The 22085-nt window shown below is 42.3% G+C and carries 23 protein-coding genes; 5 read left to right on the forward strand and 18 right to left on the reverse strand.

Features of this window, described 5'->3' with window-relative positions; translation table 11 throughout:
* Positions 1–65: 65 nt before the first annotated feature.
* Positions 66–1127 carry an outer membrane protein assembly factor BamC gene (bamC, locus tag BIW53_RS12695; protein ID WP_070992389.1) on the reverse strand — a complete coding sequence of 354 codons (1062 nt, stop codon included), beginning with the start codon at positions 1125–1127 and terminating at the stop codon, positions 66–68.
* Between the two features lie 348 nt (positions 1128–1475).
* Between bamC and BIW53_RS12700 the strand changes: the two genes are divergently transcribed.
* Entirely contained in the window at positions 1476–2009 is a 534-nt protein-coding gene (locus tag BIW53_RS12700; protein WP_070992390.1) for a glycine cleavage system transcriptional repressor, read from the forward strand.
* 8 nt (positions 2010–2017) lie between these two features.
* A complete protein-coding gene (gene bcp, locus BIW53_RS12705) occupies positions 2018–2491 on the forward strand; it encodes a thioredoxin-dependent thiol peroxidase (protein WP_070992391.1) in 474 nt (157 codons plus the stop codon).
* Between the two features lie 53 nt (positions 2492–2544).
* On the opposite strand, the gene BIW53_RS12710 is transcribed toward bcp, so the two are convergent.
* Both BIW53_RS12710 and queE read right to left on the reverse strand, forming a co-directional pair.
* The gene (locus BIW53_RS12710) at positions 2545–3861 is read right to left on the reverse strand and encodes a hypothetical protein (protein WP_070992392.1); all 1317 of its coding nucleotides are present in this window, start codon (positions 3859–3861) and stop codon (positions 2545–2547) included.
* Positions 3862–3961: 100 nt separating this feature from the next.
* Positions 3962–4627 (reverse strand): 7-carboxy-7-deazaguanine synthase QueE, encoded by a 666-nt coding sequence (gene queE / locus BIW53_RS12715; RefSeq protein ID WP_070992393.1) that lies wholly within the window; start codon positions 4625–4627, stop codon positions 3962–3964.
* Positions 4628–4749: 122 nt separating this feature from the next.
* Between queE and queC the strand changes: the two genes are divergently transcribed.
* On the forward strand, positions 4750–5409 hold the full coding sequence (gene queC, locus BIW53_RS12720; RefSeq protein WP_070992394.1) for a 7-cyano-7-deazaguanine synthase QueC: 660 nt from the start codon (positions 4750–4752) through the stop codon (positions 5407–5409).
* Between the two features lie 256 nt (positions 5410–5665).
* On the opposite strand, the gene BIW53_RS12725 is transcribed toward queC, so the two are convergent.
* The 13 genes from BIW53_RS12725 to rpoE all read right to left on the reverse strand — a co-directional run bounded on the left by BIW53_RS12725 (position 5666) and on the right by rpoE (position 18459).
* Positions 5666–6271, reverse strand: coding sequence for a hypothetical protein (locus BIW53_RS12725; RefSeq protein WP_139158843.1), 606 nt, complete (start codon positions 6269–6271; stop codon positions 5666–5668).
* Positions 6272–6285: 14 nt separating this feature from the next.
* Positions 6286–8991 carry a YHYH protein gene (locus tag BIW53_RS12730; protein ID WP_070992396.1) on the reverse strand — a complete coding sequence of 902 codons (2706 nt, stop codon included), beginning with the start codon at positions 8989–8991 and terminating at the stop codon, positions 6286–6288.
* 167 nt (positions 8992–9158) lie between these two features.
* Complete coding sequence (locus BIW53_RS12735; protein ID WP_070992397.1) at positions 9159–10001, reverse strand: hypothetical protein; 843 nt, start codon at positions 9999–10001, stop codon at positions 9159–9161.
* 59 nt (positions 10002–10060) lie between these two features.
* Entirely contained in the window at positions 10061–10795 is a 735-nt protein-coding gene (gene pdxJ, locus BIW53_RS12740) for a pyridoxine 5'-phosphate synthase (RefSeq protein ID WP_070992398.1), read from the reverse strand.
* A gap of 4 nt (positions 10796–10799) precedes the next feature.
* Complete coding sequence (recO, locus tag BIW53_RS12745) at positions 10800–11489, reverse strand: DNA repair protein RecO (protein ID WP_070992399.1); 690 nt, start codon at positions 11487–11489, stop codon at positions 10800–10802.
* Positions 11490–12389 carry a GTPase Era gene (gene era / locus BIW53_RS12750; RefSeq protein ID WP_070992400.1) on the reverse strand — a complete coding sequence of 300 codons (900 nt, stop codon included), beginning with the start codon at positions 12387–12389 and terminating at the stop codon, positions 11490–11492.
* Positions 12379–13056 (reverse strand): ribonuclease III, encoded by a 678-nt coding sequence (gene rnc / locus BIW53_RS12755; protein WP_070992401.1) that lies wholly within the window; start codon positions 13054–13056, stop codon positions 12379–12381. Before rnc ends, era begins: the two co-directional genes overlap by 11 nt.
* Positions 13057–13058: 2 nt before the next feature.
* Entirely contained in the window at positions 13059–13994 is a 936-nt protein-coding gene (gene lepB / locus BIW53_RS12760; RefSeq protein WP_070992402.1) for a signal peptidase I, read from the reverse strand.
* 13 nt (positions 13995–14007) lie between these two features.
* Positions 14008–15795, reverse strand: a complete 1788-nt coding sequence (gene lepA / locus BIW53_RS12765; protein ID WP_070992403.1) for a translation elongation factor 4 — start codon at positions 15793–15795, stop codon at positions 14008–14010.
* A gap of 68 nt (positions 15796–15863) precedes the next feature.
* Positions 15864–16313 (reverse strand): SoxR reducing system RseC family protein, encoded by a 450-nt coding sequence (locus BIW53_RS12770; RefSeq protein ID WP_070992404.1) that lies wholly within the window; start codon positions 16311–16313, stop codon positions 15864–15866.
* A complete protein-coding gene (locus BIW53_RS12775) occupies positions 16310–17260 on the reverse strand; it encodes a MucB/RseB C-terminal domain-containing protein (protein WP_070992405.1) in 951 nt (316 codons plus the stop codon). Before BIW53_RS12775 ends, BIW53_RS12770 begins: the two co-directional genes overlap by 4 nt.
* Positions 17261–17264: 4 nt before the next feature.
* On the reverse strand, positions 17265–17876 hold the full coding sequence (locus tag BIW53_RS12780) for a sigma-E factor negative regulatory protein (RefSeq protein WP_070992406.1): 612 nt from the start codon (positions 17874–17876) through the stop codon (positions 17265–17267).
* A gap of 1 nt (position 17877) precedes the next feature.
* Positions 17878–18459 carry an RNA polymerase sigma factor RpoE gene (gene rpoE, locus BIW53_RS12785; RefSeq protein ID WP_070986769.1) on the reverse strand — a complete coding sequence of 194 codons (582 nt, stop codon included), beginning with the start codon at positions 18457–18459 and terminating at the stop codon, positions 17878–17880.
* Positions 18460–18715: 256 nt separating this feature from the next.
* Here rpoE and nadB point away from each other — a divergent pair, with 256 nt between their 5' ends.
* Positions 18716–20311, forward strand: coding sequence for an L-aspartate oxidase (gene nadB / locus BIW53_RS12790; RefSeq protein ID WP_070992407.1), 1596 nt, complete (start codon positions 18716–18718; stop codon positions 20309–20311).
* Here the strand turns inward: nadB and BIW53_RS12795 are convergent.
* Positions 20295–20615 carry a hypothetical protein gene (locus BIW53_RS12795; protein ID WP_139158844.1) on the reverse strand — a complete coding sequence of 107 codons (321 nt, stop codon included), beginning with the start codon at positions 20613–20615 and terminating at the stop codon, positions 20295–20297. The genes nadB and BIW53_RS12795 overlap by 17 nt on opposite strands.
* Positions 20616–20709: 94 nt before the next feature.
* The gene (locus BIW53_RS12800) at positions 20710–20961 is read right to left on the reverse strand and encodes an FAD assembly factor SdhE (protein WP_070992409.1); all 252 of its coding nucleotides are present in this window, start codon (positions 20959–20961) and stop codon (positions 20710–20712) included.
* 194 nt (positions 20962–21155) lie between these two features.
* On the opposite strand from BIW53_RS12800, the gene ygfZ reads away from it, so the two are divergent.
* A complete protein-coding gene (ygfZ, locus tag BIW53_RS12805; protein ID WP_070992410.1) occupies positions 21156–22073 on the forward strand; it encodes a CAF17-like 4Fe-4S cluster assembly/insertion protein YgfZ in 918 nt (305 codons plus the stop codon).
* Positions 22074–22085: the final 12 nt, after the last annotated feature.

The raw sequence follows: 22085 nt of genomic DNA on the forward strand, positions 1-22085 counted from the left end.
TTTAGCCTACAAAAACAAAGAAAAGAGCCTAAAGCTCTTTTCTCAATTAAAAAACGACCAACTGATTAAATAGTCAGGCCTTTATCGCGCAATACTTCTACGAGTACCTGTTGTAACTGCGCCATAATATCTGTATCTAACACATCTCCTTGCGCATCTCTCCAAGTGATTGACGTACTCCCGTCCTTTGTCGTGGCAACCGATAATTTATAATCGCCGCTTTCCAGTGGAAGTTGTACCGCCTCATCACCCCAGATAGAATCCCAGACACTATCCTGTGGTTTTTCATAGCGGGTTGAAATTAAACCGTCACCTCTATTTATTTTGATAATGGTAAAGTTCACACGTTCTAAAAATCCAGCAAATCTGTCAATAACGATATCACGTTTCTGATCTGTGAGCATGGCACCATTGCCATCGTCATCAAAGCCATTAGCCAAGGACAATACACCTTGCTGTTTTCTCAACTGAACTTCTAAAATACGATACAAATAGTCAAACTCAGCAACGACTTCGTTAACAGCCCTTGCTTCTAACTGTTGTTTAAGTAAGTCATTTAAAGGCGCATTGTCACTACGATAATCCACCAGTTCGGCACGTAATGAAGCGGTTCTTTGATGCTCTTTCTGCTCAACCATAAAGCGGAACTTTTGTTCAGAAACAGTCGCATCATCCTCCCAAAACCAACCCTCTGTTGGCTTGATGAGTGAGTACCACCCAGTGCTTACATCACCCTGTTCGCGATTATCTTGCTCCAAAGAGGTGTTATGCCCTGACACAACACTATCAACAGCTTTCCAGATAAACGCCGATAAGTTTTCAATGCCATCATTTTTATCAAAATAAACTCTAGCCTTGTTCTCATTTTCTTCTACCCAACTACCTTTGGCCACCGTCAACACCTGCTGGGGTGGACGATAACTTTTTGCCTCTGGGTCACTTTCAAAACTTGCTACTGGCATTTTATAAGTAGGATCTTGTAATGGCTGTTGTAGGTGCTCGGGTACCTTAACGGGCTCGTTTACACGATAATTACGCTTGTGATGCGCATCATTAGTAAAAACACTACATCCAGATAAACCAATTAATACGCTGAAAGCCAACGTTTTTGGGATCCAATACTGCACTGATTATTCTCCTTAGCAGACCCGTTGATTTTTATTTCATTACTATGAGTAGGGAATGCTGGTTTGGTTCACTGTCAATTCGAAAAATTCCTAATAAGATGACAACTTCATTAGGAATGAATAGGTTAGTTGTTATCAACCGAAAAATTTGCAACTATGGTACTTTCCAATGGGAATAAACACAAGAAAGCCTTAAAATTATCCGCTCAGTACCGTAATAAATCCCAAAACAGGCATGTTAAGCGCCGAGTTCTGTGGTACTATTTTTGGTTAAATATCAATTGTCCACTGTATTCTTCATGGCACTTTGTACCGATAGAGTACATTTACAGAGGTTAGGTTTCATTAATGACTGCATTTGCCAATCAACAACTGGTGTTAACCGCAATAGGTGAAGACCGTTCAGGGATAGTAAGTGAGCTAACGCAACTTGTGAGTGACTGTCACTGTAATATCATTGATAGCCGTATTGCTATTCTTGGTAACGAGTTCACGTTTATTATGCTACTTAGCGGTGATATGTCTGCTATTAGTAGAGTCGAACATAGTTTACCGGTTAAAGGGATGGAACTTGGTCTGCTGACCATGATGAAACGCACAAGCTCTCATCAACAAGGTGATTTTAGCGCAGGGTACACGCTTGAGTATCAGGGCCTAGACATTCCAGGTACCTTAAGCAAGGTGACGCGCTTTTTTGCAGAACAACAAGTGAGTATTTGCTCACTGAAATCAGATACATTCGAGACAAATGAGCAATTACATATGCGTTGTGAACTGGAGTTTAATATTCCCAGCAGTGTCGATTTAGATAAATTTAAAATCCAATTTGAAGATCTTTCTCACACATTGAACGTAGATTACATTTTAAGACGAATTCGCTAAGGATTGACATGAAAACACTTACCGCTGGCGAACAAGCGCCACTATTTTCATTACAAAACCAAAACGACGAAACCGTTTCTCTGGCTTCTTTGCTAGAGCAGAACCAAGTACTTGTGTATTTCTACCCAAAGGCATTGACACCGGGTTGTACAGTACAAGCTGAGCAATTGCGTGATCATAAAGCTGAGTTGGCAAAACTCAACACTGTTGCCGTTGGGATAAGCCCCGATCCTGTAAAAAAGCTGAAAAACTTCGAAAACAAGAAAGATCTTAACTTTGATCTATTATCAGACGAAGACCATGCCATTGCAGACGCATTTGGTGTATGGGGCCTGAAAAAGTTTATGGGTAAAGAGTACGACGGTATTCATCGCATCAGCTTCTTAATTGGACAAGATGGTAAAATTAAACACGTGTTTAATAAATTTAAAACAAAAGACCACCATCAAGTAGTGATTGCGCATTTAGAGGCAAATAACTAAACTGACGCTTAAAGCTCCTATCCTAAAAGAATAGGAGCTTGACTGTCATCAGTTTAATTGAGATAAAGAGAAACGATGACGCTAGAGACATCCTCATTACCTTCCAAAATACGTTGTTCTAAAGTCGTTTGACTAATGTATTTAAGCGCTTCGCTATGACTTGAAACGCTACCCCCTGCGTTTATTTCGACAGAAAGATCCATCATCTTACGGTTTTCCATGTCGACTAAAAGCAAATCGCCAAACGAAAGTTCAGGAATAGTTGACTGTGCGCCTGACTCTATATGCCATCTGATATTAGTATTCAAACCATTACGGAGCACCAACTGATGCGAGACTAAAAAAACAGTGTCTGATATAGAAGAATAGTTAAAACTCGTATTAATTGAGTCGTTATTAACAGCACTTACAAAGCTTTGAACAAATTCACTATGAACATCTTGAGCAGGTAAATAACTCAAATCTCGATAGTAGCCATCTTCATCGACCTTAGAGGACTTAAAATAGTATAAAATGGCATCACTACCTAGGCTCCCCCTATTGCGTTCAGTGAGATAAGACGTGATTTTATTTGACTTAACTAACTGTGGAAAAATGTACAATGTATGTGGGTTACCAAAACTACTGTCTTGAGTGAAAACTTCTTGATTGCCAACAACGGCCGAGACACTTAGACTTTCTTTTTCATTGATAACTTTCGCATCACTAAGTGCAACACCATAATGAACAAAGTCCGACCCTTTTGGCGTAACATCACCTTGAGTTAGGTCATATTTAGCTGCGCGCGGTGTACCATTGGTGTCAGAGTTTATCGTCATATACGCATATTTCGAGCTACTACATACATTTTTTATTGACTCATCTACGGTGTTCCAAGTTGCATTGTGTAATTGTGCTGAAAAATTACTACTATTAATTTGTGAAAGGTCAAAGTTAGCGCGGTACTTACAACCACATCCCGAATACCTCCCATCCCTAGATCGGTCTAAAAATGACGTTCTATGCAACATTAAGCCATGTTCTACATCTAAATAAGTCCTAATATATTCATATGGATGAGTCTCATAGATGTTGAACTCAGACACTGAAGTAACGACAGACACATGCTTAGTACCCTTGGGCATCTCCAAGTTTACCTGTCCAAACCCATTTACCTCAGTGATTTCAATAGGTGCACCACTCACATCATGAAAAACGACACTAGCACTTGTCGAAATTTCATTTTTGCAGTAATCGGTAAGAACAACATTTGTAGAAAAACGGGCGGGTATTTTGTTAACTAAGGTATCTATTGTTTGTGTCTCGTTACCACCACAAGCGGCAAGTAAACATGAAACTGACAAAGATAGAGCAGCTTGATTCAACTTCATAATAACAACCAAGAGTAAAAATAGGCGCGTACCTTACATAAATTAAAGTACCTTTTAATGAAGCAATTACTTTTTATTACGCCTATTAATGGCTAGAAGTTTAATTAATGCCTATGTACTTATGTACTTGAACAGATAAGCGCCAGTTCTTTTTCATACAAGTATCAATCGCTAGCTTGGTTGCCTTGGCTTTTTGGCTGATAGGCTGTAAATACACGAGTTTCGGCGTTACACCTGTTTGTTCAAATAAGGCTTCTAATTCTTCTACATGCTTTTGCATCGCTACCGGATGCTTGATTTCATTCGCTCGTTGCATTGCACTGGCTAAAACTTCATAGCCTCCACGCATATTGATCTTTGGTGAAACCGTCACCCAAGTTTGCTCTGGTACTTTAATTTCAAACGTACCGCTGGTTTCAATTTGTGTACTGTAACCATGCTGATGCAGCAGCTCGCAAAGTGGAACTAAATCAAACATACACGGCTCACCACCAGTGATCACTACGTGTTTTGCTAGGTAGCCACGCATCTGAAACAGTTCAAGAATTTGTTCGGCATTAGCCTCAGCCCACCACTGTGAGTCTGTTTTTTTCTCTACCGTACCATCTAACGAAATTTTATATGTCGAGTCAACTTCCCACGTTTGCTTAGTATCACACCATGCACACCCTACAGGACACCCCTGTAAACGTAAAAAAATTGATGGCACACCGGTGTAACTGGCTTCACCTTGAATGGTTTCAAAGATTTCGTTTATTTTGTACAAAACGGCTCCGTAACAACTTCACAAACTCAAAAAATCACCAATGGAAATTGTTATTTCCGCGGCGGCCGTGTAGTATATCGCGCCCTGACGTAAACCTCTATCAAAATCGAGGCAAAACACCTATGAGCGAAAAAGTCGTTGTCATTTACTCCGGTGGTATGGATTCATACACCGTTCTTAACAAAGCAATTCGTGCCGGTTACGAAGTCTATGCGCTGTCTTTTAATTACGGCCAACGCCACGTAAAAGAGCTAGAAGTGGCAGAACAAGTATGTAACAGCTTAAATATCGCTCATAAAATTGTCGATATATCGGCAATTAACCAGCTTATTGGCGGATCATCATTGACCGATGATATTGACGTGCCTGAAGGTCACTACGAAGAAGAAAGCATGAAAAGTACCGTAGTGCCAAATCGAAATATGATTTTGCTATCTTTGGCAGTCGGCTATGCCGTGTCTCTTAAAGCCAACAAAGTATTTTACGGTGCGCATTCTGGCGATCACGCTATCTATCCAGATTGCCGCCCTGAGTTTGTTAAGAAGATGGACGACGTATGTCGTATCGCCAACTACGAAGAAATTGAAATTGTTTGTCCATACCTTAACAACAGTAAAATCGACATTCTCACTGATGGCCTGAAAATGGGTTTAGACTACAGCCACACATGGACATGCTACAACGGCAGAGAAAAAGCCTGTGGTAAATGCGGCGCCTGCCAAGAAAGGCTGGAAGCGTTTGCACTCAATAATGCGCAGGATCCTCTTAGCTACGAGGCTTAAAAAATACAAGGGGTGGTTAGCCACTCCCTCGCGTTGAAGAACGCAGTTTATAGCACTTGACGCAAGGTAAAACACTCAGCTCCATGATAAAATTAGGCTGAAAATTACAATTAGCCCATCAAAAAATACATGTTGTATGGGAAGCTTTTTAAAATTATGGTGACTCTAGCCCTCCACTATTACCTAAACCTCAAGTTCATACAAAAAAGCCGCGAATGTTCGCGGCTTTTAACGTCATGCTATACAAACTATCTGTCTACTTCCACAAAGCCTGAATATATTGGCTACCCTGCTCCGTTGGCGTAAGTGTTTGTATTTGTGGCTTGGTGTAACTAACCAATACTTGCCCCAGCTCTTTTGGAAAGCTAGCACTGAGTACGCGTGGTGTATCGTTACCAGCTGCGATAAAACCATCCACCTCTATACGAAAAAAGTTTTTAGGCTCTGCATCATGACTCTGCTCATGATGCTGTGCATTCAAAATTTGTTCGGCTAGTTCGGCTTGTAATAGCTTTTTAAGTTCTTCCTTTGGCGCAACCCTTACTTTTACAGATTGCAACGCTTGCTGCGCTACTGACAAATTCATGTTGTTTCGGAACAACTCCAGTAAGGCCTGTCGAAACTGGCCAAGCTGCTGATCTGAACCATTTGCCAGATGCATCAGCGATGCTGGTTTACCTTTGTAGTTCATATGCTGATACAGTTTCGCCACTGGCGTATGCATCGTTATAAACAAGTAGTTATCCTGACGCTGAACCACCTGCGCTGTACTCATTTGTAAGCCATGCGCTAGAAGTGAACCTGTCCAACTAAACAGCGTAACCATCAAGGCAATTTTCACACTAGAAACCATCTTTCGCATATTAACCTCTTGGCTCATCGACAATGCTCTGAATATGTATCATTAGTGCCAGCGGTATCTGTGCTATCAAGACGATATCTAAAGGCATAACAATTGGCATTAGGGTCATAACCACTGTCTCCACTTGCTAGCTGTCGATACATGATCAACGCTTTCTTACCCGCTTCGATACGATTATTACTTTCACCCGGCGTCACTTCAATAAATTGCCAAGTCTTACCACCAAAGCTCATGGTGTCATAGTCGGTGAGAGAAACATCATTGCCTGACCATGATAAATCGCGTTCTTGAACCCAATGAGGACCAGCCGGAACAGAACCTTCTTGATCTGCTTGCGCTCTAAAGCAACCAATGCTGTATGGTGCATCACTCGTGCTGTAATACACATACTCACTACCATCTCCGTGAAGATCGTAGGCATTACATTCATCAAGCGGATTACTGCCATCTTTCACATCTGCTGGCAAATAGTTCAAATCTTCATATCGACCTGCGCCATAGTCAGTGCCATCGGTTGTTTTTACGCCCCCACCTGTACCAAAATACAGCGGTAAGCCATCAAACATATACGCCAATGGCTGTGAAGGGTCGTGGCTGTCCATCAAACAAATCGGTGCCATATGATAGTGATAATCTTCACCATTGCCCGCATGACCACCACATTGGTCGATTTCTCCCAACAACACGGTATCACGACTACTGTAATCTTGACCCAGCTGAGCAATTTCATCAGGTGCACTTTCTTTTGCGTAGTGAAGAATTGGGATTCCCTCTACTGACACGCCCACCGCATGGTGAATATTGATGTTGCTTTGTGGCGATGGCAAATAGGTAGGCGTGATTGGCATAGTCCAAGTCAGTTGCTCAGGAATGGGCACGCGACCAATCCATGAACGAATACCAACATTCGCTTTATCACCCTCTAACTGTGAACGGTAAGGTAGCAGTGTTTGTGTTGTCACACTCATGGTATTGCCACTACAACTTACTGACACATAATCACTGTAGGCTTCAAATGCTGCTGATTTTGTAGCACAAGTCGTGGCCACGCTCTGAGGTACATGTTGATCATTGTTAGGGTTATAACGAGAACGTGTCAGCGATAAAGTAGCTGTGCCCAATGTATGAGGTGCAATTGCATCACGCAGCGTGACAAGATCAGTTGTGCTACCCGTTAACCCCAAGCTATCTACTGCTGACGAGAGCGCATATACTGTGATTGTATAATCATGATCTCCTGGAGCTGCAGAGCATGGCGCAGCATATTGTTGCTGGTTGTTCACACTGTTGATACCAAATACACCGATTGAGGTTTCACCCGTGGCCAGGTTATCTGTAGCGGCTGGAATGTCATAAACCGTCCAGTAAGAATGTGCTTTTGAAAAGTCGTCTGCGTCATTTGGATTAGGAAAGTGATGCATCGAAAGTGCATATGATTGTACGCCAGATGGTGCGCCACTCCATTGCAATGGAATCGACATTCCTCCATTAGCACCATCACATGTTGCTGACAGTGGTACTATGTTGTCGCTTTTCACTGCTTTACTCGTCAACTGAAAATCGCCGCTACCAGTGTCACCGCCGTCATCTCCAGTATCACTACCGACTATGCCTCGCACTAACACTTCATTATCTAATACTAAATTTGAGCTCCAGATAAACTGTGCATCACTTTGGGCGTCATCAAATACAGCTGTAAAGTTGGTATAAGCTTGCTTGTTATCAACACCAACAGTGTCGTTGGTATATGTTACTGCACTTGGCCAACTACTGTCGTCAAAGCTTGCACTCATCCAATTAGTTGGTCTACTCCAATGCACACCATAAACAGTAGCAATATCACTGACAGCCCCTGTACTACAAGTTGCAGACAAACGCTGAGTACCCGATTCACTCAAACAAGACTTTTCAACAATCGGAGCTGTATAAAAAGTTTGTGCTTTCCACTGATTGTTTGTTACCCCAACAATTTCACCATTGCTGTCTTTGAATACCGCAACCATACCACCGTCACCAGCAGCATAAGCGCTTCCTTGATTATTTTCAGTCCCCGTCCCCAAGGTTTCTTCCCAATCGACTAATGCCATTGCTACAGTAAAAGGCTGCTTTACCTTAAAGCGTATAATGTTGGAATTAAACTCTGTAAATGGAACTGGGTCTTTACCCACCGCGTTACCATTAACATACATCTCAAAATAATTGTCTGCGAAGATATAAGCGGTAATAACCTCACCATCGCTGTCTATTTCAATAATATCAGTACCATCCAACGCAGCCTCGGCAGCAGCAGCATTTGAATAATTGTGTCCTGATACATAACTGTTATATAAATCCGATGCAAATGGCATCGTATTGTCTTGAAATAGCGTATCAGCAGGGACTACCCAACTTTGTTGATTACTATCGGTGATAGTACCAACCGCCGCGACACGGCTACCCGCAACAAACAAGTTGTTTATGGTTGTCGTCGCAACACCCTGAGTTATAGCACCAGACCCACTATAAGTACCATCATCGCCTGAATCACCGTCGCCTGAATCACCGTCGCCTGAATCACCATCGCCTGAATCACCATCACCAGGGGTATCACCTGAGTTATTGTCTGTTGGAGGGTTAACGGTACTAGAATCGTCACCGGATCCACCACAGCCGCTTAACAGCGTGATGGTTAACAAGCCTAGAAGTAGACTTGAAGTAAGTTGTCTGATTACTTTTATCATTGTGTTACACCTTAATACATATTATTAGGGAAGCATTAAAGTTAAGCACAAAATGTGGATGAATTATGCACAGAGTAGGAAAATGATACTGGTCAGATGAATTTAGCTGATAATAAATAACTAATATAGGAACGTAGCTCAGCCACGCCTCGGGTCACCTAGAAGATTTAGCGTTCAATAGTAAACCTGTGATTCTTTCTCACTTTAACTAGAAGGTCACAGTGTTTTGGCAAATACTCAAACCCCCACTCTGTGAGGCGTTGAAAGTATTGAATAAAGTCAAATACTTGGGATTCTGTCATTCCTGTCCCCATTATCTCTTTGAGTTGCAGCTCTTGTTTTAAACGCCAATCAAATACGCGCTCAAAACTGCCAACATTGAGGTAGATCAGCTTATCCAAGTAGACAAAAGCATTTTGATATTCACTAGCTAAAAACCTATTTACTTGCGTTCTAAATTTACCATCTCTATCTTGTTTTTGCTCAAAAGCGTTCACACTTTGAAGCAGTCGCTTATCGGGTTGAGCAGCTAGACCTAAGCACCACCCCTCTAAAAATAGTACTTCAAGTTTTTCTTCACACTTTAACCATTCGTATTTTGGTTTGGGTGAATCTGTTGACTTATCAAAGCTTGGCAGTACTACTGGCTGTTGATTTTTAAAACTGCTCAAAACGGTATGTAATAGTGCCACGTTATGAGTTCCCGGTACGCCACGGGTTGCAAATAGTGGATGGTATTTGTTTGCCACAGCTTCACGTTCAGATGGAGATAGATAAAAGTCATCAAGCGACACACTTTGCGCCTTGTAGCCTAGGTTGCGCAAATGCACAGTCAAAAATGCTGCCAAAGTTGACTTACCCGATCCCTGTGCACCATTGATCCCAATACACAGAGGCTGCGAAGCGGATTCAACAAGCTTTGTAACCCACTGACAAATCTCATGTACATCTTCGACATAGCTAGATGGAAGTTGTTGCTGAACAATAAAATGTTGTTGCCAAGGCGTCACGTTTTACTCCTTAGACAATATAAAGGCCACTTAGGTGGCCTTTATATGCTGCAGAAATTTTATGCTTGTCTTGCTTCAAGCATAAGACGTTTCATATCTCTTACTGCTTTTTCCAATCCGTCTATTGCAGCACGAGCGACAATAGCATGACCTATATTTAACTCGTAAATTTCACTCATCTGCGCTATGGGTTTTACATTGTGATAGTGTAAACCGTGACCCGCATTGACGATAATACCCAAGCTATGTGCATACTTAACCCCTTCACGAATACGCTCCAGCTCTAGTGCTTGCTCTTTATCGTTATGTGCGTCTGCGTATGCCCCTGTGTGAATTTCGATATAGGGTGCGCCTGCAGCTTTGGCAGCATCAATCTGAGCCTTATCTGCATCAATAAACAGCGAAACTTTGATACCCGCTTCAGAAAGCGTTTTAACCGCTTCTGTTATTTTCTGCTGGTTACCAATCACATCCAAACCACCTTCAGTAGTAAGCTCTTCACGTTTCTCCGGTACTAAGCATACATATTCTGGTTTGACTTCTTGCGCAATCGCCAGCATTTCATCTGTAACAGCTATCTCAAGATTCATGCGAGTTTGAATCGTTTTTGCCATCACGTATACATCCCTATCTTGAATGTGGCGACGGTCCTCGCGCAAATGAATCGTGATACCATCAGCTCCAGCATGTTCCGCCACACTCGCTGCATGGGCAGGATCTGGGTAGCTGGTACCACGAGCTTGTCTTAGTGTGGCAATGTGGTCAACATTCACGCCCAATAAAATATCTTTCATAGCCTTACCTTGATATAAATAATTCCCGACTTTTTAAAGCCTTGTTTCCTAATAATGGTTTCAATATGTACCGACTAAGATGTTTTGCCGCTGTTCGCACGGTAGATTTAGCAAAGTCATGCTCGGCCATCGCCAATAGCGCTGCGCCAGCAAAGCCATATTGAGGCACATCTGTTGGCACAAAACCCAGCTCAGGCACGTATTGATAACTAAAATTGGCACTGATGGGTTGCCCGTGAGCATCAATATCGAACTCAACGCCAAAGCCAAGCAAGCTAAGCAACTGAAACTCAAAACTGCGTAGTACAGGTTCTACATCAGTTTGCTCTGCCAATATATTCAAATGCTGCTGATAAAGCGTAAACACCTGTTCCTGAGGTTCATTACGAGGCACGATCCGATAAACCAATTCATTTAAATAAAAGCCACAATATAGCTGTTTACCATGTAATGATAATGGATTTTGAGCCAATTCAAATGAGTTTAGGTATTTCAAATCATGGCGGCCGCCATATTGAGCCAAAATGGGAGTGAAAGGTCTTAGGTGAGCATTATGTTTGAGCGCTTGTCGGCCCTTTATTCTGGCAATCATACTGAGGTGCCCGACTCCTTCAACAAGTGTATTAAGCATCAACTGCGAGTCGCTATGCGCCCGTCGATGCAATAAATACACTAGTCGAAAGTCGTTTTGCAATCAGTCTTCTCCATATCCTAGACTGCGCAGTGCACGTTCGTCATCGGCCCAACCAGACTTCACTTTTACCCAAAGTTCTAAAAATACCTTGTTATCCAACATATTTTCTAAGTCTTTGCGCGCTTCACGGCCAATCACTTTGAGCTTTTCACCCTTGTTACCAATCACCATACGCTTTTGTGATTCGCGTTCGACTAAGATCAGAGCATTAATTTGCCAAACACCGTTGTCTTGCCATTTAAACTGCTCTATTTCCACCGTTACGGAGTATGGCAGTTCATCTCCCATAAAACGCATGAGCTTTTCACGAACAATTTCTGCGGCCAAAAAGCGCATAGAACGATCGGTCACATAATCTTCAGGAAAGTAAAACTCGCATTCAGGCAAACGCTTATGCACAGCTTCTTTTACCAGGTCAACGTTCTTGTTCTGCTTGGCCGAAACAGGAACGATGCCAACGAACTCACCTTGCTCAGATAACCATTGCATATGTTTAAGCACATCTTCATGTTCTTTAACCTGATCAACTTTGTTCATCACCACAAGCACAGGACGACCACTTTGCATAACTTTGTTAAGCACCATTTCATCATCGCTGTTCCAAAGCGTTCCCTCAAGAACAAAAATGATAAGCTCCACATCGCCAATTGAGCTCGATGCGGCGCGGTTCATTAAACGGTTGATCGCTCGCTTTTCTTCAATATGTAGCCCAGGTGTATCCACATATACCGCTTGATAGTTATCTTCAGTGTGGATCCCCATAATACGGTGACGAGTGGTTTGAGGTTTGCGTGAAGTAATACTTACTTTTTGCTCAACTATTTTATTTAAAAGTGTTGATTTACCGACATTCGGGCGACCAACAATGGCAACCATGCCACAATGTGTATTAAGCGTCATTTTTTAAAATCTTCAATGCTTTTTCGGCAGCTTTCTGCTCAGCTTTGCGACGAGAGCTACCTACTGAAATTATGCTCTCCATCCCTTCCACAATACATTCGACCGTGAATGTTTGGTTATGCGCTTGACCTTTTGTGTCTATCACAGTGTAGCCCGGCAGCGGTAATTTGCGCGCTTGCAAATATTCTTGCAGTAAAGTCTTAGGGTCCTTTTGATTATGACCCGGTGAAATAGCCTCTAATCGTGTGGCGTACCAAGTTAAGATCAATTCACTGCAAGTATCTATATCTGCATCTAAGAATACGGCGCCAATAATCGCTTCTACCGCATCGGCTAAAGTTGACTCGCGACGAAAGCCTCCACTTTTTAATTCACCCGGCCCTAACCTTAAATAGTCACCTAAATTAAACTCAACACCGAATTCAGCTAAGGTTTGACCTCGAACCAAAGTGGAGCGCATTCGGCTTAAATCACCTTCGCGCGCTTTTGGAAATTGATGATACAAGGCATTGGCGATTACAAAACTTAAAATTGAATCCCCAAGAAACTCTAATCGCTCGTTATGCTGGCCTTTATGACTGCGGTGCGTCATAGCCTGCTCAAGCAATGCCTCGTTGTTAAAGTGATATCCTATCTTACTGTATAATTCTGCTACGTTTCTTTTCATTGTTACTGAATATTACCTAGGCGTCCAAAACGAACACCAGTTGGAACCCAACCTGGAAGCAGGCTATCTGGGCCATTTTCAAAATCAAAACTCATCCAAATAAAGACAGCTTTACCGACAAGGTTTTCCTTAGGAACAAAACCCCACATACGACTGTCTTGGCTATTGTTACGGTTGTCACCCATAGCAAAATAGCTGTTCTCTGGCACGACCCACTCGTCACGACGAGTACCATCTTGCTGATAATAACGCTCAGTCAGTTCGATAGCTTGTGGATTAATTAAAATATCATGTGGCACATTTGGCAAATCCTCAGTCAAACGTACCAACGGCATTGCCCCTTGCATATATTCGTCTCGGTTCACTATATCCAACTTAATCTTGTTATATTCACCACAAACTAAGCTACCTTGCTGTTGCTCGCCCTCGGCACAGTTAGGCTTGATATATAGCTGACGATTTCGGTAAACAATATGATCTCCAGGAAGGCCTATCACACGCTTAATGAAGTCAATGCGCTCGTCTAGTGGGAATTTGAAAACAGCAACATCGCCACGTTCAGGTTGTCCCACTTCAACTAATTGTGAACGCCATACTGGGTCTTTAATGCCATAAGCATACTTTTGCACCAGAATGAAATCACCATCAAGTAAAGTTGGCATCATAGAACCTGACGGTATTTGGAAAGGCTCAAAGATAAATGAGCGAAAAATTGTGATCGCTGCAATCATCGGGAAAATAGACTTTGCACCTTCAACAATGGCAGGTTCGGGTGCTATTTGTGCGATAACATCCTCATCCAAAGGTTGCTCTGACGCACCTTGAGCAATCGCGATCCGTTCTTTTCTCTTTGGTGCATATAGCAGGTGATCTAGTAACCACAGTAAACCTGAGCCTATGGTTAATACCACCAAAAATATTGAAAAATAGCCTGCCATTAAAAATTTCCTGTTATTTGCCTACTTTTAATATGGCAAGAAACGCATCTTGAGGAACTTCTACGTTACCCAACTGCTTCATGCGCTTTTTACCTTCTTTTTGTTTCTGAAGTAGCTTTTTCTTACGACTAACGTCACCACCATAACATTTTGCGATTACGTTTTTACGCAATTGTTTCACTGTAGTGCGTGCAATTACATGCCCACCTATTGCTGCTTGAATTGCAATATCAAACATCTGGCGAGGGATCAGTTCTTTCAGAGCATCTGCTAATTGACGACCACGGCTTTGAGCGCCATCACGGTGCGCGATAATCGCAAGTGCATCAACACGATCACCATTGATAAGAATATCAACACGTACCATATCAGAAGGTTGGAAGTGCTTAAAGTTATAATCAAGCGACGCGAAACCGCGGCTCGTAGATTTTAACTTATCAAAAAAGTCCATTACTACTTCAGCCATTGGTAGCTCATACGTCACCGCTACTTGCTTGCCGTGATAGGCCATCTTGGTCTGCATACCACGTTTTTCAACACATAATGTGATCACGTTACCAAGATATTCCTGAGGTACTAAAATGTTTGCCTCTACGATTGGCTCACGAATTTCAATAATATCGTTTACTGGTGGTAGTGCTGATGGATTATCAATCTGAATAGTGCCATGCTTGGTTTCTATCTCGTAGATTACCGTAGGCGCTGTGGTGATCAGATCCATATCGTATTCACGTTCTAGACGCTCTTGGATGATCTCCATGTGTAACATACCAAGGAAGCCAACACGGAAACCAAAACCTAGTGCAGTAGAGTTCTCTGGTTCAAAGAACAATGATGCGTCGTTGAGGCTCAATTTGTTCAATGCGTCACGGAATGATTCATAATCGTCTGAAGAGATTGGGAACATACCAGCATAAACTTGCGGTTTAACACGTTGGAAACCCGGTAAACGCTCTGGGGCTGCGTTTTTAGTTAACGTGATAGTATCACCCACTGGCGCACCGTGGATGTCTTTAATACCTGCTATCACATAGCCTACTTCACCCGTTTTCAGTGAACCGGTATTTGTTTGTTTCGGAGTAAAAATCCCCACTTTATCGGCAAGGTGTGTTTGGCCTGTCGACATTATCTTGATCTTATCACCCTGACGTAATTCACCGTGCTTGATACGCACCAATGACACAACGCCTTGGTATGAATCAAACCAAGAATCAATGATCAATGCTTGTAGGGGGGCTTCTGGGTCACCAACTGGTGGAGGAACATCACGCACGATGTTTTCTAATACATCATCAATACCCACACCTGTTTTAGCACTACACTGAACAGCATCTAGTGCATCGATACCAACGATATCTTCTATTTCCTCCGCTACGCGCAGTGGATCGGCTTGCGGCAGATCGATCTTGTTCAGAATTGGAATAACTTCTAAATCCATCTCGATTGCAGTGTAACAGTTAGCTAACGTTTGTGCTTCTACGCCCTGACCCGCATCAACAACCAAAAGTGCACCTTCACACGCAGCCAAAGAACGTGATACTTCATAAGAAAAGTCAACGTGTCCTGGTGTGTCGATAAAGTTCAACATGTATGTTTCACCATCTTTGGCAGTGTAATTTAAGGTAACACTTTGCGCCTTGATAGTAATACCGCGCTCACGCTCGATGTCCATCGAATCCAGAACCTGCTGTTGCATTTCTCGGTCTGTAAGGCCACCGCATACTTGAATTAGGCGGTCAGAAAGTGTTGATTTGCCATGGTCAATGTGGGCGATGATAGAAAAGTTACGGATATGCTTCATATACTGGATTCTAAACTTCTATTAAGTCACTAAATGGATTAAAGCGCAGATTTTACCTGTTATTTAACTCAATCACCATCTATTTGCGTCACAGCCATGCTAATTGGGTAAATTTTTACCACTTTTACATCATGCTTAATCGACTGGACGCGCCTTTTGGCAATTAAGAAACCCAAGAAACCACCAGCTATCGCTGATAATATCTGCCAAGGTTCACTGAGTTCTAGCCCCAGTGATGCAATAAATACGAATATAAATGCCATCAGCAAGGGTAACATGTAAACATAAAAGGCATGGTTTACCACTCTAGAGTCATCTAGGCTAAGTTTGACTTTTTGACCGATCTGTAACGTATCATCCATTTGTATTGGAAATGTTTTTTTATGAGTGCCGAAAAGTTTACTAAAGATTTGAGAGCCGCACTTACCATTACAGCCTTCACATGCGGTTTTTTGCTGGGCTTTTAAATAAGCTGTAGTGCCAGACACTGACACTACAGTCAAAGTTTGTTCAATCATAGCGGTCGCTTAACTGACTCAGCTATACTTTTTGCTGTCATCGCAGGAATGTTGCCCACCACCGACACATCAAATGCCCCTGAGTTGTGAACATATACCGTAGTTGCCCCAGAGGACAAAGCACCACTAGGTCGTTGTCCTGGTAACGGTCGCTGTACGAAGACAGAGACGTCAACTAACCCATCAGAAAACAAATAGTAATCAGCCAATTCATTGTTTAAATCTAACTTATGTCTGTCCGATTTTAACAATTTAAATCCTTCAGGTAACCAACCTATTCGCCAATTATTTTGCAACGTATCATCTTTATTTAATTTCAATGCGGGCAATGGTGTTGGAAATTCTCTTTGGGTTAATTCTAACAACTGCTCTGCTGGTTCTGGCGTAACGCTAATATGAGTAAGTTGTAATTGCTCAAGCAATTCACCTTGTTGGTTAACATATGCAGCCTTCAATAACAAAGAGGACTGAGTATCAATCCATAGCCAATAGTTGTACTTACTACTATCTTTTGCTTCCACCCTAACGAGCTGTGCAGGCCGTCCTGCAATACGACCTTTACCACCTAATACAAAATCATAGTGCTCTAAAAGTGTACTGACATCTTTAAACAATACTTCAGGGATTGGGCCTGCGATTGAGTCGGTTTTCACTGAGTAGGGTGCTGATTGGGGTTCGTAATAAGTGACTAGGTCATCAACTCTTACAATTTCTAGGCCTGCTCCGTTTAGCAAACTTAGTAACTCTAATTCTTTGTTTTCGTGTTTTGCATGAACCCAACGATAAGGCTCCATGCCTTTACCTTTGAGAACCACAAAAGAAGCATCAAAGTTTCTGTTGTGGACCGCTGAGGCCATGTTTTGTAGTAACTGCCTTGCAGAAACGACTTCCTCAGCATGTACCCATGAAGCCAAACATAAACCTAAAATACAGGCAAGTAATCTCATTTAACTACTTCTTTTCCTCTGGTTGTTCTGACTCAGTACTGCCCTTTTGTTGCAAAGCATAGGCAACACGAGACTGTCTTTGATGTTCAAGCACAAGTGCACCAATGCGTTGCTGCTGCAAATCACGAATGCCCTTTTCTGCGCTTTGTAGTGCTGACTGTTCCGTCGAAAAACTCACAGGCGCTACTCCACCAGCTAATGGTCTTGACTGTAAAACAGGCATTTCGTCGATTGCGGGGGCACTTTGTTGTGGCATGGTGTTGACCCCTAGCACTGCGACTAACGCCACACTTGCGGCTATTGCCACTTGAGAGATTGGTTTACGCCAAGCACTTAGCTTTACAACTTTGGTACCTTGAACAATTTGTTCCTGATACTCACTTTGCAGATTTACGTTATGACATGGCTCGTTTTCCAATGCCTCTGCCACTTTTGCAGTAATATCAATGCTAATACCACCCGTTTGAGCTTCACGCATTACATCACCTATTTTCGCATAGCGCGCAAATTTACTTGCGTCTATCTGACTCAAAGATGATTGGTCAAGCTGCAAATCGCCATCAAGTGCGCGTGATGCCATCTCTTGTGGTGATTTTGTGAGGTTCGCTTTTGTCATATTATGACTCACCTATTAGTGGGTTTAAATTGTTATCTATTGCCTCTCGCGCTCTAAAAATTCGAGAACGAACAGTACCAACTGGGCAATCCATTACCACTGCAATTTCGTCGTAGCTCATTCCTTCGATTTCTCTCAAGGTGATCGCTGTTTTTAAGTCATCAGGTAAACCGTCGATAGTTGCAAATATCACCGATCGCACCTCATCACTTAGCAATAAATTTTCCGGGGATGCATTTGAGCGTAATTGCTCAGCGCCATCATAAAATTCGGCTTCTTCAGCATCCACATCATTGGCTGGGGGTTTTCGCCCTTGAGCCACCAAATAGTTCTTTGAGCAGTTGACCGCAATACGATATAACCAAGTGTAAAACGCGCTCTCGCCCCTAAAATTGGGGAGTGCGCGATACGCTTTGATAAACGCTTCTTGCGCAACATCTGCCACATCACCGTGGTTTGACACATAACGTGAAATCAACGCGGCGACCTTATTTTGATACTTGGCAACTAAAAGGTTGAAGGCGTTTTTATCTCCTTGCTGAACCCGCTTAACCAGTTCTAAATCCAAATCCTGCTCGCTCATTCGAGCCGGTACTCCTCTTTGTTATCGTTATAACTTAATATTTCGTTGCCATTATTTACTGCTACTCTGACTAGGCTATGAATAAAAAGTTCTGTTTTTTTTGATATTTTTTTAAAATAATGGCAATTAGCACCCAAGACACATGTATTACAGTGCAAATACGACTCACATAAAGCGCATATGGTTTGACCCAATTAGGTGTATAATAGCAAAAAATGCTGTATGTAGCGCGTAAAAAAAGCGAAGATTCAAAAACATGAAGTCAACAAAAAATCATAGCACCGATGTGGTTGTCATCGGAAGTGGCGCGGCGGGTTTAAGCTTAGCCTTGTCTTTGGCAAATCATTGTCATGTTACTGTGATAAGCAAAGGCGCCTTGAAAGAAGGCTCAACTCTTTATGCTCAAGGTGGTATTGCCGCTGTATTTGACAAAAAAAATGACAGTATAGAATCACATGTGGAAGATACTCTAGCCGCGGGAGCTGGGCTTTGTGACCGTGATGCGGTGCATTACACTGCTAGCAACGCTAAAAACTGCTTGAAGTGGTTGATTGAACAGGGTGTTCCTTTTGATATGGAGTTTGACAGTAAAGGCAAAGAGCGTTTCCACTTAACTCGTGAGGGAGGCCACAGCCATCGTCGAATTTTACACGCAGCGGATGCTACTGGCAAAGCGGTGCAAACTACCTTAGTTAGCCAAGTGCAGGCGCACAGTAATATCACTTTGCTAGAACAATACAACGCTATTGATCTTATTAGCGATAAAAGTGCGTCAGAGCGCCGTGTTAACGGCGTATATGTGTTCAACCGAGAAAAAGACCAAGTAGAAACAATTTCTGCAAAATTTGTTGCACTCGCTACAGGAGGCGCCAGCAAGGTTTATCTATATACATCTAACCCCGATGTCTCTAGTGGTGACGGTATTGCTATGGCTTGGCGCGCAGGCTGTAAGGTAGCCAATATGGAATTTAATCAGTTCCACCCCACCAGTTTGTATCACCCTGAGCTACAAAACTTTCTAATCACAGAAGCCATGAGAGGCGAAGGTGCATTACTAAAAAGGCCAGACGGCACTCGCTTTATGCCCGAATTTGATGAGCGTGAAGAGCTGGCTCCTAGAGACATCGTCGCTCGAGCAATTGATTATGAAATGAAACGCCTAGGGGCTAATTGTGTATACCTAGATATTTCACATAAAGAAAAAGATTTTATCATTGAGCACTTTCCAACCATTTATGCAAAATGCCTAAGTGTCGGTCTAGACATTACCAAAGAAGCCATACCAGTAGTTCCTGCTGCCCATTACACATGTGGAGGTGTAATGACCGACTTTAATGGCAAAACGGATATAGGCAACTTATATGCAGTGGGTGAAGTTGCATATACGGGCCTTCATGGTGCAAATAGAATGGCCAGCAACTCACTACTAGAATGTATTGTATTTGCCCATGCAGCAGCTAAAGATATTCTAACTCAAATTAAATCAAGCCCAACACCACCGGAGTTGCCAGAGTGGGATGAAAGCCGTGTAAATGATTCAGATGAAGAAGTCGTCATTACCCACAATTGGCATGAATTGAGATTATTTATGTGGGACTACGTTGGTATTGTTAGATCAACCAAGAGATTAGAACGTGCATTGCGTCGTGTTGAGCTGCTGCAGCAAGAAATCCAAGAGTATTATGCACATTTTAGAGTCAGTAATAACTTGCTGGAACTAAGAAATCTAGTTCAAGTTGCCGAACTTATTATTCGTTGTGCTTTAGCACGCAAAGAAAGCCGCGGGTTGCACTACACTATAGATTACCCACAACAACGTCAGGATCCTAAGCCAACTATTTTGGCTCCATAGCCGCATAGTGCAGCAAACTTAGTCGACACAGGCGAGCCCAAGCTTGTGTCGAAAGTGCTGAGCGCACTATAAATACCTTTTTACGCTCGCCAGAATAACTTACTAACCGCAAAATTAAGATATCATAAAACACCATCGCTTTAGATATTTTTCCCACAAACTCAGTGCTGCCATCATGAAGCTCAATAAAATTGTCATCCTGCGCTAATAACACAACACCTTGTTTTGGCGTACACAAACGACATTGCCAAAGGCATAGCCAATAACCAGACATGCCCATCAGTAGCGAGAGCAAAATAGACATAAAATGAGGGAATAGTAGTATGCAAAGAAACGTCACACATGTGAACGAGACCACAACGGGCTTGTGGTCTAATAGGTTGTTTTTAAATTGAAACCTATACGCGGACTCGGTCAAGGATTAACTTTACCATGGCGTTAAGTTCAGCATCGGGGCAGCTTTCATGACCCATAAACCACGCGAACAAGTCTGGGTCTTCAACAGCTAACAAGCGTTGAAAAACAAGCTTATCTTGCTCGCTCAATGCGTCATAGGCTTCGTCTACAAACGGCCCCAACAACACATCCAGTTCTAACATACCACGACGACATGCCCATTTCGTGCGAGACTTTGAATACAGCTCTGCCATTAAAATACCCTTAATCTATCATTGTTTTGTTTGTCGCATGCTGGATTATATCTTAGTTTACTGAATGAAACACAGATCTTTACTTGAAAAACAATGGCAGTGTCGCCATCCATATATTTCTTTTGATACGACCGTTTATGCGATTGTAGATATAAGTTACCATTACGCCAGTTCTCTTTTTAAGGATTAGTTCTATGTCACTTGCGTGTGCCGTTAATCTCCCATATCAACTAATTGCCGTTTCAGGGCCCGAGCAATTAAGTTATTTACATGGTCAACTGACCCAAGATATGAACCTGATCACTGAGCATAATTTCTTATGGGCAGGTCACTGTAGTCCAAAAGGTAAACTTTGGGGCGCATTTCGTGTATTCAAACATCAGCAACGCTATTTGTTATTGGGTTCAGATGCTGAAGTTCAAGCCTCTGCTCGAGAGCTAAAAAAGTATGGTGTATTTGCAAAGGTTGAGATAGAAACAGTTAAGGATCATAGAGTCATTGGGGTACATAGCCAAACACAATTGAACAATGTATGTGATTTGCTAGGCTTAAAATTTAACAATGAAAACACGGCCTGTGACTTTGGTAACAACAAAGCATTAAAACTAGACGAACAACGTTTGTTGTTATACGTCGATAGTGAGTTTAGCTTACCAGATGATATCGCATTTAATGAAAACCCTAGCTTATTTATCGAAGCTGGGATCTTAGCGGGTGAACCGCAGGTCAATGAAGCAAATATTGAAGAATTTGTACCACAAATGATTAACTTGCAAGCACTCAATGGCATCAGCTTTAAAAAAGGATGCTATACGGGTCAAGAAACTGTAGCACGTATGCGCTATCTAGGAAAAAACAAACGAGCTATGTTCATCGTACAAGGTTCATGCCCTGAGGCGATTGAAGAAACAGAACTAGAATTACAACTTGGTGATAACTGGCGCCGTGCAGGTAAAGTTATTCATCAAGTGTTTAATAGTGCCACCAACACCTATAGTGCGTTGGCAGTATTACCCAACGATACGGAGCACTCAGTAAGTCTTCGTGCAAAACACTCACCAGAGGTCGCATTAACCATTATGCCCCTCCCTTACTCTCTAGATGACCAATAAACGGGATATATT

It is taken from the genome of Pseudoalteromonas byunsanensis (assembly GCF_001854475.1).
Lineage (GTDB): Bacteria > Pseudomonadota > Gammaproteobacteria > Enterobacterales > Alteromonadaceae > Pseudoalteromonas > Pseudoalteromonas byunsanensis.

Coding starts and splice junctions, on each gene's coding strand:
- BIW53_RS12700 (WP_070992390.1), top strand. CDS start 1,476: ATGACTGCATTTGCCAATCAACAACTGGTGTTAACCGCAATAGGTGAA.
- bcp (WP_070992391.1), top strand. CDS start 2,018: ATGAAAACACTTACCGCTGGCGAACAAGCGCCACTATTTTCATTACAA.
- BIW53_RS12710 (WP_070992392.1), bottom strand. CDS start 3,861: ATGAAGTTGAATCAAGCTGCTCTATCTTTGTCAGTTTCATGTTTACTT.
- queC (WP_070992394.1), top strand. CDS start 4,750: ATGAGCGAAAAAGTCGTTGTCATTTACTCCGGTGGTATGGATTCATAC.
- BIW53_RS12725 (WP_139158843.1), bottom strand. CDS start 6,271: ATGCGAAAGATGGTTTCTAGTGTGAAAATTGCCTTGATGGTTACGCTG.
- BIW53_RS12730 (WP_070992396.1), bottom strand. CDS start 8,991: ATGATAAAAGTAATCAGACAACTTACTTCAAGTCTACTTCTAGGCTTG.
- pdxJ (WP_070992398.1), bottom strand. CDS start 10,795: ATGAAAGATATTTTATTGGGCGTGAATGTTGACCACATTGCCACACTA.
- era (WP_070992400.1), bottom strand. CDS start 12,389: ATGACGCTTAATACACATTGTGGCATGGTTGCCATTGTTGGTCGCCCG.
- rnc (WP_070992401.1), bottom strand. CDS start 13,056: ATGAAAAGAAACGTAGCAGAATTATACAGTAAGATAGGATATCACTTT.
- lepB (WP_070992402.1), bottom strand. CDS start 13,994: ATGGCAGGCTATTTTTCAATATTTTTGGTGGTATTAACCATAGGCTCA.
- lepA (WP_070992403.1), bottom strand. CDS start 15,795: ATGAAGCATATCCGTAACTTTTCTATCATCGCCCACATTGACCATGGC.
- BIW53_RS12770 (WP_070992404.1), bottom strand. CDS start 16,313: ATGATTGAACAAACTTTGACTGTAGTGTCAGTGTCTGGCACTACAGCT.
- BIW53_RS12775 (WP_070992405.1), bottom strand. CDS start 17,260: ATGAGATTACTTGCCTGTATTTTAGGTTTATGTTTGGCTTCATGGGTA.
- BIW53_RS12780 (WP_070992406.1), bottom strand. CDS start 17,876: ATGACAAAAGCGAACCTCACAAAATCACCACAAGAGATGGCATCACGC.
- rpoE (WP_070986769.1), bottom strand. CDS start 18,459: ATGAGCGAGCAGGATTTGGATTTAGAACTGGTTAAGCGGGTTCAGCAA.
- nadB (WP_070992407.1), top strand. CDS start 18,716: ATGAAGTCAACAAAAAATCATAGCACCGATGTGGTTGTCATCGGAAGT.
- BIW53_RS12795 (WP_139158844.1), bottom strand. CDS start 20,615: ATGTCTATTTTGCTCTCGCTACTGATGGGCATGTCTGGTTATTGGCTA.
- BIW53_RS12800 (WP_070992409.1), bottom strand. CDS start 20,961: ATGGCAGAGCTGTATTCAAAGTCTCGCACGAAATGGGCATGTCGTCGT.
- ygfZ (WP_070992410.1), top strand. CDS start 21,156: ATGTCACTTGCGTGTGCCGTTAATCTCCCATATCAACTAATTGCCGTT.